The sequence below is a fragment of the Hymenobacter cavernae genome (assembly GCF_014641455.1).
GTDB classification, from domain to species: Bacteria; Bacteroidota; Bacteroidia; order Cytophagales; family Hymenobacteraceae; genus Hymenobacter; species Hymenobacter cavernae.
This window is the reverse complement of sequence record NZ_BMHT01000003.1, coordinates 288,563-302,239: the sequence shown is the minus strand read 5'-3', so window position 1 is coordinate 302,239 and position 13,677 is coordinate 288,563. Positions and strand designations below refer to the sequence as shown.

Here is a 13,677-nt window from a genome sequence, read left to right as displayed (position 1 = left end):
CAATGCGTATCAAAAGCCAGACTCCCACGGCAAGGGAGCATCACCGCCATGTCTGCGCTTAGAAGTCCTTTTGCATACAGACGCTGTTTTCCACGCCAACGTACTGGCCATAGTTGGGAATGCCGTGATAGCCGCTTTTCTGGTAAAGGCGAATGGCTTCGGGCTGCTTCTTGCCCGTTTCCAGCACGCAGCCGCGGTAGTGCAGCGTCTGCGCCCACTGCTCCAGCGCGGTCAGGATTGCCGGCGCGATGCCCTGGCCGCGGTGCGCGGGCTGCACAAACATCCGCTTGATTTCAACCAGCTCGCGGGTGAACTCCTTAAAGGCCCCGCAGCCCACCGGCTCAGCCCCTAGGTACGCTACCACCACGTGCCGGATGGCATCTACCTTGTTGAACTGGGCGTAAAAAGTGTGCTCGGCGCCGTCGCGCACTTGCAGGTCCTGGTCGAGCAGGTGCACCAGGGCGCGAAAGTCGGCGCTGTCGGAAGTGGTTCTGGTCAGGTGCAGCATAAGCGAGGAAGAACAATGGTTAGTTGATGAGCGCCCGGCAACAAACCGGCTGCGCTTTCGCGCTTTTCCCCTCTATCCCTAGCTTTGCTGAACCAATCGGGCGGGGCGCGGCTTGCAAACAGCAAGGCGCGGCTAAAATACCGCTAGCTTTGTATCTTTCTGCCCTTTTGCTGCCTTACAATCGTTATTGCTCTCGCTGCTTATGAAGTTTTTGCTGACGCTGGTTCTGACGCTGTGCTGGCTGAGGCTGTGCGCGCAGGAGCCCTCGGAGCAACAACTCTACACCGATGCCAAGGCCGGCTGGAAGCTCACCTACCCGCGCGGCTGGCAGTTCCAGCGCCGCGAAGACTCGCCCGAGAAAACTGAAACAACCTTTTACGTAGGCCCGACCCGGGCCGCCGCGCCAGCCGAAGCCACGCTGATCGTTCGCCCGCTCCCCGAGAATCAGAAGGACCGCAACCTACTTGCTTTCGGGCAGTTAGATTCCGTATGGCAAGCTATTCGGGCGCTGCCCCAGCCCCACGTACTCCGCCTGGAGCAGCGCGACCTAGGTCGGTACCAGGAGCTAGACTACGAGTATACCTACACGCCCAAACCCGGTAGTGCCGAGCGCTTCCGCGTGGTGGGCCGCCGCGTGTGGCGCGGCGGCTACGCCTACCGCCTCGAGTACCGGGCCGCCCTCAGCCAGGACCGCCGCTACCAAAACCTAGGTCAGCAGCTGGTGGAGTCGTTTGGCTTTACCCGCAGCGCCGCCCTGCCCAGCCGCCGCTACGACGAGCAGATCTGCGACGACAAAATGTACGGCATCGCGGCCCTGCGCGTCCACGACGGCATCTGGGAGGACGACTGTCGCTCGATCCACCAGTTTTCGGTTTCCAACCCGTCGGCCAGCCCCAAGATTCACGACCGGGTGCTGCCGTTTCAGTCCTATGCCTTGGCCAAGGGGTTTGATAACTGCCTGTATTCGGTGACCAAATCGCCGACCAACGCGCCCGAATACGTGTACCGCTACAACCCCGCCACCCGCCAGGGCGAATACACGCCCTGGCGGCTCCCGGCGCAAGGCGGCGAAAGTGTGTGGATTTCGGCCGCCACCGATGAGCACGGCGACTTGTACTTCATCACCTCCAACGGGGGCAAGCTGGTGAAAGTCAGCCCCGCCGATGGCTCCGTGAGCGTTGTTTGGGCAACTGACCCGGTGCGGCAGGCGCCATATTATTCCTCCATTGCCTTCGCCGGGGCCGGCACGCACGCCAACTTTTGCCTCGATGACACGAACACCATCTACCAGGTTTACAGCACCGATGGCTCCCTGCTGAAAGTCGACCTGGCTACCCGCCAGCCCGCGCCGGAGATGCTCAAGCTGGAGGGCCTGCCCCAGCGCGGGGGCTACAGCGACGTGCTGCTGCAAAAGGACGCAGCCGGCCGTCAGCTCTATCTGGCCGGTCCTAAAGCCCTGTACCGGGTTAATCTGGATAAGCACCAAGCCTATCAGGTGCGGCGCGGCATCTACACCGACCTGGCGGGCTGTAGCCTGTTTGCCGTCCGGACGCGGCAGGAAGCCCCTCCCCGACTGCCTGCCACCGCCACCTGGCGGGGCCGCGTGCTCGATGCCGCCACGCTTCAGCCGCTGGCGCGCGCGCAGTTGCGCCTACGCGCCGGCGGCGGGTCGGCAACGGCGGTGCCGCTCGCCCCGGACGGCAGCTTTGCCTTCCCGACGAAGTCCAACCAAGCCTACACGGCGCAGGTGCAGTTCGCCGGCTACTGGTCGTCCGATACCACATATACGACCGGCTTTGGGCCCTACGTGCAGGACGTGCTGCTGCGGCCGCTCACCGTCGGCGCTACCTTATCGCTTGAAAACGTGCATTTTGAGCAGGGCGAAACGGTGCTGCTTTCCTCCTCCTTGCCCGCTCTCAACCAGCTGGTAACCCTGCTGAAAAACACGCCCGGCCTGGCCATCGAGCTACGCGGCCACACCGACAACGTCGGCGACTCGCGCAAAAACCTGCTGCTCAGCCAGCGCCGGTCGGCGGCCGTGAAGGCCTATCTCGTCAGTCATGGCGTGGCCGCCGCACGCGTCACCAACATCGGCTTGGGCGGCGCTGAGCCTAGGGCCAGCAACCAGCGGGAAACAACGCGCCGGCTCAACCGTCGGGTAGATTTCAGGGTGGTGCGGGTGAAGTAACCTAGGTTGTTAGTCTATCCTGTTTGAAAACCCTACTCACTTTCCAGGCACCTAGTAATCAGCTGCTTTTTGGTTTTTCGCTCCTGCTTGCGCGTGTCCGATTTAGCCTGAGCGCCGTAACGGCTCCTATCCGAGCAAAAGTGCATTTCGCTGTACTTTAAACGGGAGCCTGGCCGAAGCATCAGGCCTTTGAGATGGCAGGTTTCGTAGCCGCATTCGTGCTTTGAGTAAGTACCAAAGTTTCGATGCCTTAGCTTCTTGCTTGCGAGTATCCGTTGCTGATTGAAGCGAATGTCATCCCAGGCTTTTCTTTCATCTGCTACAGTAAGCTCAGCACCTAGGTTACACAGCAGGAAATAGGTGTCAGGGTCTTTCAGCTGTAAGAAATCAAAGGTTGTAGTAAAAGCAGCAGTAGCCAAGTCTCTGACTTGGATCTTCTGTTCTAAATCCAGCTTTTGATTTTCCAGGATTGACCTGAACAAACCTAGGGTATTGAAGTTGGTAAATTTCTTATACTGCTCCAGCAGATAAACGTATTCGCTGTAGGTGAATGTGTTTAATTTTCTGTTGATCTTCATAGGAGCAGGCAATTTAGCTTGCGTAAGCGGCGGCGGCTATATACTACGCTTGTTTTTCGAGCACGTACACCTGTAACTGCCTGCGCGTCTGAAAACCTAGCTTTTCGTACAGGGCGCAGGCATTGGCGTTATCGGCAAATACGTGCAGAAACGGGGTGTGTCCGGCGGCGAGAATGAGGCCTATCTGGTGCCGCATCAGCTGGGCGGCGTAGCCTTTTCCGGTGTAATCCGGGTGGGTACACACCGCGCTTATCTCGGTGTAGGGCGTTGGTTGCAGCCGCTGCCCGGCCATGGCCACTAGCTGCCCGTCCTGGAAGATGCCGTAGTAGCTCCCAAATACAATAGTGCGGGCCAGGAATGGACCGGGATTGGTGAGGGCCGTAAGCGTGCGCATGGCCGGTATGTCTTGGTCGTGCAAGGCTACCAGCTCCGTGCGGCCCAGAGCTGGGGCCGTCGGCGACTGGTACACCATCTGCAACAAATCCTTCTGCACTAGTATCTTCCAACTTGCAGGAATAGTAACGGCACCCGCCGTGAAGAGCACCGCAGGCGCTCCGAAGGGGGATATTTCGTACAGACTGGCAAAGGCACTTCCCGAGTAGTTAGACAAGCCGGCAAAGGCGCCGATATCCTTTGGTAAGTAGCGGGCCTGCTCATTGCCGATAGCCAGGTGTTGGTTGCCAGTCAGCAAGGCGTTCCAGATAGGATTATCTAAGATGTGTTCCATGAGGAGGGAAGGGGAAGTAGCTAATTGCGACGGGAAGGAAGAGCATAGCCCGTTATAGTGCCCTAACCACGATGCCCGTCGTGGCCTTTTGGGCATAGGTCTAGGTTAAGCGCGTCTCACATCTGAGACTTTTTACCTAGCTTTGCAATCCACGGCATGCAAGATACCCAGCAACATATCGTCGAGGCCGCTATTCTTGTGTTCAACGAGGACTACTCGGCGCCACTAGAGAAAGTAGCGGAAAAGGCGGCCGTCACCCGGCGGACGCTGCACCGCTATTTCAAGGGGCGCGAAGAGCTTTTGACGTGCTGCGAGCAGGAGATGCGGCGCAGCTGCAACCTAGCTATGACCGCAGCCTTAGACAGTTCCGACGACCCGCTGACGCAGCTCGAACGTATGCTCTACGCCGGCGTGGACTGCGGAGCGAAGTACTCGTTTTTCAGCAAGCTACATACCCGGCCCGAGCACAGCCACTCGGCGCACAACGCCGAGTGTGCCGAATACGACGCCATGTTCAGTCGCTACCGGGCCGTTATTGCCAAGCTTCAGCAGCAAGGCGCCATCAGTCCTCATATTACAGCGGAGTGGGTAATGATGTTGTTTAGCGGCGTTGTGGCTGCCACGATCAATGCCGATTCCTTCGGAGCTGTAGCCAAGAACAGCCTCAAGCAGTTCGCCTGGTTCTCGTTTAGCAAGGGAATTGGGCTCTAATATTTTTTGATCTTTTATGTCCCATTTTTGAGACATTTGGCTTACGTTTGCGACATACAAATACATTCTGATGATGGAAAAGCAAGAGCAGTTTGATGTAGTTATCGTGGGCGGAAGCTATGCGGGGTTGTCGGCCGCTATGACCCTAGGTCGCGCTATTCGGCAGGTGCTGGTGTTGGATACGGGTCAGCCCTGCAATCATCAGACGCCGCACTCGCACAACTTCTTAACCCAGGACGGCAGTACGCCGGCTGCCATCGCAGCGCAGGCCAGAGCACAGGTGCAGGCCTATCCCACGGTACAATTTCGCCACGAAGCCGCCGCAGCTGTGACCGGCACCGACAACCACTTTATCGTGACTACCGACACCGGCGCAACGGTAGAAGCGCGCAAGCTGCTGTTTGCTACTGGCGTCCGCGACTTGCTGCCTGCTATTCCGGGCTTTGCTGAGAGTTGGGGGATTTCGGTGATTCACTGCCCCTACTGCCACGGCTACGAGTACCGCGGCCAACCGACCGGCATGCTGACCAGCGGCGCTACGGCCATGGAATGGAGCCAGTTGATTCGCAACTGGACCGATCAGGTGACCATCTTCACCAACGGAGAAGCTAGGTTTTCACCCGAGCAACACGCGCAGCTCGCCGCCCGTCAGATTGCCGTGGAGGAAACGCCGGTGCAGGAAATTATTCATCAAAACGGCTACCTCACGCACATCGGGCTGGCCGACGGCCGCCAGGTGCCGCTCACGGCTTTCTACGCCCGGCCGGCGTTTGAGCAGCACTGCTCGCTGCCGCGCACCCTAGGTTGTGCCCACAACGAAGTGGGGCGGATTGTAGTTGATAACATGCAGAAAACCAGCACGCCCGGTATCTACGCCGCCGGCGATGCCACGGCACCCCAGCGAGCCGTCAGTATTGCCGTGGCCGGTGGCATGGCCGCCGGGGCGTTTATCAACCATGACCTGCTGGCGACGGATTAGGAAGCATCGTAAACTCGGTACGACAACCCCGTACGTCAACAAAAGCCTTGTGCATTGCCAGCCCAGATGGATGAGTTGTACTTAGCCGGCCGCTGTAATCAGGATGATACCGTTCAGCTCTACGTCCGTGTAGGGCGTTATTTCCGCCTTCGTCTTCAGCACTTTAACATCCCGAATCTGCTGCGGGTTGATCTTCTGCATCTGAGCCGCCGGGATGGGCACGCCATTCAGCAGCACCAGAATCTTGTAAAACTTGTCGGCCGCATTCTGCCGTTCGACTGTCGCGTTGACTAAGGCCGCGTCGAGCTTCACCGGCGCGGCGGCTTCAGCAGGGCTCGGTGTGTTCTTCTGAAAAGAACCTGAAACGGCCACCAGACCAGGGCCAGGTGTCGATAGCTCTTTCTCGAAATCAGCTATTTGCTTGCTAAAAAGCTTGCGACCTAGCTCCGGCGTTTGCTCCCGCAGCAGCTGCTTTACGTCGGCCTCGGGGCTGTGGGCCAGCAGGTATTCCAGCAGCGCACCGCCGACGGGGTATAGCTGATCGTCGGAATAGGTTTGGGGCTTCTCCCACATTTGCCACACGTCTACGGTGCCGCCGGTGGCTTGCCGGGCCAGCTCCATCCGGTCGCGGGTGGTTTGGTCGAAGCACACAGCAATGCCTTCGTTGATAAGGCGCGTTTGAGGGCTGGGTTGCAGACCGTAGAAGGTTAGTACGTGCGCCGTTTCGTGGCCTTTCGTCTGCCCCTTCAGCGCATGCGTGGTGAGGAGCTCCGGCACGGTGAAACCTAGGTTTTGGCCCAGCATTTTGGTGGCCAACGCGCGCTCATCCCACACGTAGTAATCTATTTTGCGGGGCAGCGGGGCCTGAAAGAAGCGGTTGCTGCGCTCATAAGCCCGCTCGTGCGCCGCGGTGAATTCTTCTACCGAACCTAGGTGCTCGGGAGCCTGCAAGTGAAAGCGGTAGTGCGCCGTTTCTACGAACCTCCAGCTAGCCGCTAGCTCTTGCGCCCGCAGCATGCCCAGCCGCCGGGTGGCGTAAGCCGTTACGTTTTTGGTTGCCGCAGCGGCTACTACGTGCTCGAAGGCTTGATTGGCTTTCGCGTAGTCCTGCAAAGCATAGTAGCAGGTACCTAGGTAGGCCTCACTCCAAGCCTGCACGTCGGGCGAGCTTCCGGCGGCTGTCAGGCTTCGTGTCAGATAAGGAATGGCCGCCTGAAACTGTTGCTTGTCGGTGTACGCCCGCCCCACAAACATGCTAACCCCATTCTGTTCGCCGTGCGTGCGCAATTCCTTCTCGCCTAAGGAAATAGCAGCGGCCAGCTGTCCGCTTGCGTAAAGCTTACCTAGCTCTTCAACCACGGCCTGGGCCTGACCAAAGCGGGGGAAAGCGGCCACCAGGCACAGGCATACTATGCGTAAAGTGCTTTGGCAGCGCCGACGCATAAAGAATAGGGCTAGCATCCTGGGGCGTTTTCAGGGAAAGATTAGGGAGCAGTAAGCTGGCGAAAAAACATGAAATTTCCCACAACAAGTCAGGCCCCGCACCTAGGTCCGCTCACGCTATAACTTCTCTCGTTTTATGGGCATGGCGGCGGGCACCTGTTTCTACGCCTTCGGCAACCGGGTGGGCGGCCATTTCCGGAGCCGCAGTGCTGTATGCGGCCAGCCAGTTTCGCCGTACTCAGCCAGTGCCCGTAGGCTAGGTTTTGAGGGAGTATTTAGGCCATTGAACCTAATGATCCTCTTACCTTAATCTGCTTTCCTGCACCACTTCAGCAGGCATCTTTCCACTAGTCACGACTAATGCGTGGCGTTTACGCCAGAACAGAACGGCCAGGACCAGGCACACCACGGGCAAGGCGATGCCGAATTCATCAATAAAATACTTGGTGGGTCCGGTGTCACGGGTGAGGGGCGTAAAAACGGTTTGCACGAAGAGATTGTGACTGGCGTGCAGCAATACCCCCGTCCACAAGCTACCAGTTTTGAGCCGAAACCAGGTATACACAAAGCTAATGCTCACGACCAGCAGCGTAAAGCAACTGAGCCCATACCAGGCGGGCGCCCCGTTGTTGTAGTCACCGTAGAGCAGAATCGGAAAATGCCAGACGGCCCAGATAATGCCCGTAATCAGCGAAACCTGGGTGTAACCAGCGCCCCGGGCTAGCTCCGGCACCAACAACCCGCGCCAGCCAATTTCCTCTCCCAGCGCCGTGGCCATGCCGGGGATCATGCCCCAAATGGCATTGAACAGAAAAAGGCAAGGCACGAACAGCCAAGCTGGCAGCTTCCCCCAGCCCAGAGCCACGGAGGCCTGGGCCACAAAATCCTGGTTGGGAAAGCCGCCCCAGCCCCCGAACCAGACGAGCAGGTAGGCCGCAAGTGTATAAAACAGCGGGATGAGATAACACCAGGCCACAATCGGGGTGCGGGGCCAGCTCCAGCCCAGGCCCGACACGTCGCGCCGGAATAACCTGGCCGTCAGCAGCGCCGCCACTCCGGGGCTCCACATCACGCCGTAGTTGTAGAGCCGCCCGGCCGACGGGGCTATTCCATGCGTCAGGAAATAGTAAAAGAAGGCGCTGAGTAGCCCTGTCAGGAAAAAAAATGTGAGCAGAACCGCGTAGCGCGGCTTTGTTGTGGATTCTGGCATTGCGTGCTGATGGGGCTGAAAAGGAGCCTTGATAAAAGGTGCGGGTGGGCTAGTAGATGCGTTCGTGTTGTCAGTGGTTGCCTGCGTGCGCAGGCTTGTGCCAAACTGCCTGGCTAAAACAGAAGGCCGCCCACCAGCCGCTGGTTGAAGCAGGCTAGCTGATCTACCGTTAGACCTAGCTTGCCCGTTCAGGCAATGCTCGTTTACTTGTGCTTGATGGCCTGCAACATAGCTGCTAAATCTTGGCGCGAATAGGCTTTGCCGCGGGAAACTACCGTGTTGATTTTCCGGATGTTCTGAATGTCTGCAAACGGGTTCTGCGCCAGCAGCAGCAAGTCGGCGTTTTTGCCGACGGCAATGGTGCCCGCCGTACTCTCCACGCCCATAAACCTAGCCCCGTTTATGGTCGCCGCCCGCAATGCCTGCGCCGGCGTGAGGCCCGCCTGCACGAGCATTTCCACCTCCCCAACCAGCGAAGCACCGGGGTACGTAAACGAGTTGAACGCGCCGCTGTCGGAGCCGGCCAGCACCACTACGCCCGCCGCTTGCAGCTGCGGCACGAGGCTCATGAAGCGCGTTTCCAGCTTCTTGCGGAACTGGTTGGCTTCCGTCGACTGGCCTTTGGCGCTGCTCAGGCGGCGCGTATAGGTCCTCCGGATCTTCGGGTCGATGTAGGCGAGCATTGTGTCGCGGGAGTGGTCGGTGTCGGGTAGCTCGGCCAGTGTTTTGCCGATGAACAGCGTGGGTACGGCGGCCGTTTTGCGGGTGGCCATCAGCTTGAAAATGCGGTTTGCGGCAGCTTGACTGTAGGTGGCATCTACCGCCGGCAGCATGGCAAATAGCCCCAGGGGCTTGCTCGTCGTCAGGCTTTTCTTAACCAAAGCGGTGAGGCTGTCTTCCTTGCTGGAACAGGCTTTGAACACGTAATACAAGTGCTCGGTGGCATCCAGACCCCGCTCCACGGCCTCACTCAGCTTCACGGAGTACGGCATGTGACCCGTGGTTTTCATGCCGCGTTTTTCGGCTGCCGCAATGACATTCAGGTACGCATCGCCCGATATTTTACTATCGTAAATCTTAACGTAATCAACCTTCAAGGCCTGCAACGAATCGAGAGCCTTGGCAATCTGGGCGGGCGTTTCCACTTCCAATGAGCCCGGCCAGTACGCCTGCGGACCGTCGATTTTGGGCCCCGAGGTGAAAATGCGTGGCCCGGCCAGCGTGCCGGCCTGCATCTGGCGGCGCCAGCTGAAAAGTGCCGGCGTCATGTCGCCGCCCGCGTCGCGCACCGTCGTAATGCCGTGGGCCAGGTATAGCGGCAGCAAGTTCTTATTCACCTGAATCAGACTGTCCCCGCCGCGGAAGTGTACGTGCATGTCCCACAGGCCGGGCATCAGGTATTTGCCTTTGGCATCGAGGTAGCGCTTGGCTGCATATTTTTTCGAGCTGGCTTTTTCGACCAGTTTGATAACGTCGCCGCGTACAGCCACTACCTGATCGGGGCGTACGTTGCCGGCCACGACATCAATTACGTTAGCGTGGGTGATTACCAAGTCATAGGGTGCCTCTTCCACCCTGCCTCCGTTCGCCATGAGCAGGCCCGCCGTAAGCAGACCTAGGATACTGCCTACAAGGCCACTACGAAATTTCATACGTGCAAAGTAAAAGCTAGCTGGGTGCAGCGTTTCAGGCAAACTACCGGCAGGCTGCTCCAAAAAAAATCCCGTTGTAAATACGGGATTTACAACGGGATTTGCACGTTTCCGCACCTAGGTTGGCGCGCTGTACCTAGGTCAGCGCTTTTCCAGCATGTAGACGGTTTCGGTGGATGCCCCCACGCCCACGGTGCTTTGGGCAATACTTACCAGTTGCCAGCCTTTGGCGTATAGCCGATTCAGAGCCAGCAGTTCGGCGTGATGCACCTCGATGGCGCCTTCCGGGGTAGGCCCTTCCTTGCCCACCCAGATGTTTTCAAGCTCCTGTACCTGCCGCTTGCCATCCGGATAGATGGTCGTGATTTCCGCCGATCTGGTTTTTCCCGGCCGGCCGCTGCCCACGAGCATCAGATAGCCGCTTGAAGCTGCCGCTTTGGGGTAAAAGGACCAGGAGCCTGCTGCCACCAGCCCGAGTGCGAGGAAAAAAAACAGCTTTTTCATGATGAGAGAAAGAGGAAGAGAAGTTGGTAAAAACCCTTTCAAAGCCGGGTGACTTGGCTGGAACGGCACAACTTATGTTTTAGGCTAGGCAACTGAGCCTTAACTGCTTTTGCCTTGATTATGGTTTATAATACGGCTCGTGCAAGTGCACGGGTCCGGCCTTGCTTTTGCGCCGCATGCGGATATTCACCATTTCCACGATCAGCGAGAAGGCCATGGCGAAGTAGAGGTAGCCTTTCTCAATTTCCTGGTGCGCGGCTTCCATCACCAGCATCACGCCAATCAGAATCAGGAAAGACAGGGCCAGAATTTTGATGGTTGGGTTCCGGTTGACAAAATCCGACACAACGCCACTGAAAGCCAGCATCACGCCCATGGAAACCAACACGGCCACAATCATCACCAGCACGTTGTCGACCAGGCCCACGGCCGTCAGCACGGAGTCGAAGCTGAACACGAGGTCGATCAGCACGATTTGCAGCACCACCTGCGACAAGTTCACGCGGCCGCCCTGGGCTTCCTGCTCTTCCTCGCCTTGCAGCTTGTTGTGGATTTCAGTGGTGCTCTTATAGAGCAAAAACAAGCCGCCCACCAACAGAATCAGGTCGCGCCCGCTCACGGCCAGGGGTTCGCTCAGCCAAGCCAGCGGCAGCTCAAACAACGGCGCGCGCAGCCCCACAATCCAGGAAATACTCAGTAGCAACGCCACCCGAAACACCAGGGCCAGCAGCAACCCGATAGTTCGGCCGCGCGCCTGCTGCTCGCTGGGCAGTCGGCTGACCATAATCGAGATAAAGATGATGTTGTCAATCCCCAGCACAATTTCCATCAGCGTCAGGGTCAATAAGCTAACCCAGGTTGCAAGCTCAGTGAAAGCAGCAAAATCGTACATGAGAAATGGCGTTTGAAAGCGTTATGCAAGCAAAAATGCTCTTAAGCAACTGTGGCCCGACCTAGGTTGAGGTCGGAGCCAGTACAGGCTAGCCGCTCACCGACGTGGCGGCCACTTTACTGGCGGCCTCGGGCTGGTAGAGAATAGCTTCCACGCGGTACGTAACCGTGCCCTGAGGAACCGGCCAGCACACCTCATCGCCCACGCGGCAACCGAGTACGGCGGTAGCCACGGGCGCCAGAATCGAGATTTTGCGCGCCCCTACATCCGCATCTTTCGGGTAAACCAGGGTTACGTCCAGCTCAGTACCGCTTTTCAGCTCCCGGAGCCGCACCCGCGAGTTCATCGTGACGACGTCGGCTGGGATGTCTACCGAGGCTACCAGCTCCGCCCGCTGCAACTCGTGACTGAGAGTTTCTACCGCACGATTTCCGAAGTGCACGCGGTGGGCCATTACGAACAGGTGCAGCTGCGCATAATCAGCATTCGTTAACCAGATGGGCTTCATAGGACGAGAGTAGGTGGGTGAGAATTTCTTTTTTCCTGTTTTCCTGCGCAACTACCGCCAGAACCTAGGTTAAAAGGCGCCGATCGAAAGCTGGTGCGTAGGAAGTCCTGTAAAGAAGCTACTGCGGTATAAGAATGAGATGAGAAGCGTATTAAAAAACATTAAGAACAGCATAACTTACAGATAATTAATCATCTATCTACTTTCTAACAACTTTCTTTTCTGGGCGGTGGTAGGAACGCGCCACAGCGCGTTCGTCGTTGAACGATGCCGCTTAGCATCTTTTGTGGGCAAGTGGTCCGGACCAGAACGCGCCGTGGCGCGTTCCTACTGCACCCGCGCTTAATGCCGCTACAAAGGCGCGGCGGGCAGCCACACCGAGGCCGTTGTGCCCTGCCCCGGCGCGGCCACGATTTCCAGGCGGCCGCCGTGGCGCTGCACAATGCGCTGGGTAAGCGGCAGCCCTAGGCCATAGCCTGGACGGGCCAGCGCACCGGCGGCCCGGTACAACGGCTCGTAGATGTGGCGCAGCTCATCGGCGGAGAGCCCCGGCCCGGTATCGGTCACGCGCACGCACAGGGTATGGTCGTCGGCATAGGCCAGCGCCGTTTGCACCGGGCCGGTAGAGTACTTGCCCGCGTTGTCGAGCAGGTTCAGCAGCGCGGTAGTCAGCAACTCCGCGTTGCCGCTCAGCATAAATAGGTCTGCCTCCGTTTTGGCGGGCAGCGTGCCGAAAGCTAAGCGCCATTCGCGGCCGGGATACTGCATCCGCACGGCCTGTAAGGCTAGGTTCAGGCATTCATCCAGCCGAACCGGGGTGAAAGCGGGCAGAGCGCCATCCACTTTGGCCAGGTTCAGCAACCCGTTGGTGAGGGCTGTCAGGCGCCGCGCCGCCTCCAGGCTCTGGCTCATGCTCTGCCGGGCTTCGGCCAGGGAAGTATCGTATTCCAGCGCCGTTTCCAGGGTACCGGTCAGGGTCGTGAGCGGGGTGCGCAGCTCGTGCGAGGCGTGCGCCAGAAAGCTTTTCTGGGTTTCAAACGCCTGTTCCAGCCCGGCCAGCATGGTATTAAAGATCTGCGCCAGTTGCGCCAGCTCATCACGTCCGTTGCCTTCCGACAGGCGCCGACCTAGGTTGGTGGCCGAAATGCGGCTGGCCTGCCGGCTGATGCGCGCCACCGGCCGCAAGGCCGCCCGCGCAAAAAACCAGCCGGCCAGAATCGTCAGTACCAGCGCCCCCACGTTGCCTAGCACCAGCAGCAAACCTAGCTGCCGCAGCTGCGCCCAGCCCGCCCGGTCTTCCGCCGACACAAAAATGCGGTAGTTGGCATTCGGCGCTTCCGAAAACACCAACCCAACCGTTTCGCGCCGCCCTACCCGCGGAAAGCTTGTGAGCTGGCCCGGCGTCAGGCGCCCGAGTCGCGCCCGGTTAGTGGCCTGGTCAATGTTATCGGAACTGCTGTAGCGCAGCGAGTTGTCGGGCCCGTAGATACTAATTTGCTCCAGCGGCAGCGTGAGCAGGTCGCGTCGGTGCAGGCTCCCGAGCATACCGACTTCCAACTTGTGCGTGCGCACCAGCACCCGCCCGGCCAGCGTAGCACTATTGGCCAGCCGGAACTCGAAGCGCTGCGCCCGCGTGCGGGCATTGAAATAATAAATAAAAGATGAAAAGCCGAGCTGAATGCCGAGCACCAGTAAGGTAAACTGAAGCATCAACTTATTGCGAATCAACACGGAAGAATAACTGAGTAGTTGAGTAACTGAGTAAGGGTGGCTTCGT

13 protein-coding genes are annotated in these 13,677 nt (G+C 58.6%); 3 read left to right on the top strand and 10 right to left on the bottom strand.

Going from position 1 to position 13,677, the window contains the following annotated elements; genetic code table 11:
- Positions 1-58 precede the first annotated feature (58 nt).
- On the bottom strand, positions 59-508 hold the full coding sequence (locus IEX74_RS09555; RefSeq protein ID WP_188813497.1) for a GNAT family N-acetyltransferase: 450 nt from the start codon (positions 506-508) through the stop codon (positions 59-61).
- A gap of 202 nt (positions 509-710) precedes the next feature.
- Here IEX74_RS09555 and IEX74_RS09550 point away from each other — a divergent pair, with 202 nt between their 5' ends.
- Positions 711-2,696 carry an OmpA family protein gene (locus IEX74_RS09550; protein ID WP_188813495.1) on the top strand — a complete coding sequence of 662 codons (1,986 nt, stop codon included), beginning with the start codon at positions 711-713 and terminating at the stop codon, positions 2,694-2,696.
- Between the two features lie 32 nt (positions 2,697-2,728).
- On the opposite strand, the gene IEX74_RS09545 is transcribed toward IEX74_RS09550, so the two are convergent.
- On the bottom strand, positions 2,729-3,274 hold the full coding sequence (locus IEX74_RS09545; RefSeq protein ID WP_188813493.1) for a hypothetical protein: 546 nt from the start codon (positions 3,272-3,274) through the stop codon (positions 2,729-2,731).
- Positions 3,275-3,317: 43 nt separating this feature from the next.
- On the bottom strand, positions 3,318-4,001 hold the full coding sequence (locus IEX74_RS09540; RefSeq protein WP_188813491.1) for a GNAT family N-acetyltransferase: 684 nt from the start codon (positions 3,999-4,001) through the stop codon (positions 3,318-3,320).
- 156 nt (positions 4,002-4,157) lie between these two features.
- Between IEX74_RS09540 and IEX74_RS09535 the strand changes: the two genes are divergently transcribed.
- A complete protein-coding gene (locus tag IEX74_RS09535; protein WP_188813489.1) occupies positions 4,158-4,712 on the top strand; it encodes a TetR/AcrR family transcriptional regulator in 555 nt (184 codons plus the stop codon).
- Between the two features lie 70 nt (positions 4,713-4,782).
- Complete coding sequence (locus IEX74_RS09530) at positions 4,783-5,691, top strand: NAD(P)/FAD-dependent oxidoreductase (RefSeq protein ID WP_229755179.1); 909 nt, start codon at positions 4,783-4,785, stop codon at positions 5,689-5,691.
- A gap of 81 nt (positions 5,692-5,772) precedes the next feature.
- Here the strand turns inward: IEX74_RS09530 and IEX74_RS09525 are convergent, their stop codons facing one another.
- The 7 genes from IEX74_RS09525 to IEX74_RS09495 form a co-directional block, all read right to left on the bottom strand.
- The gene (locus IEX74_RS09525; RefSeq protein ID WP_188813486.1) at positions 5,773-7,086 is read right to left on the bottom strand and encodes a tetratricopeptide repeat protein; all 1,314 of its coding nucleotides are present in this window, start codon (positions 7,084-7,086) and stop codon (positions 5,773-5,775) included.
- A gap of 349 nt (positions 7,087-7,435) precedes the next feature.
- The gene (locus tag IEX74_RS09520; RefSeq protein WP_188813484.1) at positions 7,436-8,344 is read right to left on the bottom strand and encodes a CPBP family intramembrane glutamic endopeptidase; all 909 of its coding nucleotides are present in this window, start codon (positions 8,342-8,344) and stop codon (positions 7,436-7,438) included.
- Positions 8,345-8,547: 203 nt separating this feature from the next.
- Complete coding sequence (locus tag IEX74_RS09515) at positions 8,548-9,996, bottom strand: amidohydrolase family protein (protein WP_188813482.1); 1,449 nt, start codon at positions 9,994-9,996, stop codon at positions 8,548-8,550.
- 141 nt (positions 9,997-10,137) lie between these two features.
- The gene (locus IEX74_RS09510) at positions 10,138-10,500 is read right to left on the bottom strand and encodes a hypothetical protein (RefSeq protein WP_188813480.1); all 363 of its coding nucleotides are present in this window, start codon (positions 10,498-10,500) and stop codon (positions 10,138-10,140) included.
- 118 nt (positions 10,501-10,618) lie between these two features.
- Entirely contained in the window at positions 10,619-11,392 is a 774-nt protein-coding gene (locus tag IEX74_RS09505; protein WP_188813478.1) for a TerC family protein, read from the bottom strand.
- A gap of 88 nt (positions 11,393-11,480) precedes the next feature.
- Positions 11,481-11,900, bottom strand: a complete 420-nt coding sequence (gene rnk / locus IEX74_RS09500; protein ID WP_188813475.1) for a nucleoside diphosphate kinase regulator — start codon at positions 11,898-11,900, stop codon at positions 11,481-11,483.
- A gap of 351 nt (positions 11,901-12,251) precedes the next feature.
- Complete coding sequence (locus IEX74_RS09495) at positions 12,252-13,631, bottom strand: HAMP domain-containing sensor histidine kinase (protein WP_188813473.1); 1,380 nt, start codon at positions 13,629-13,631, stop codon at positions 12,252-12,254.
- Positions 13,632-13,677: the final 46 nt, after the last annotated feature.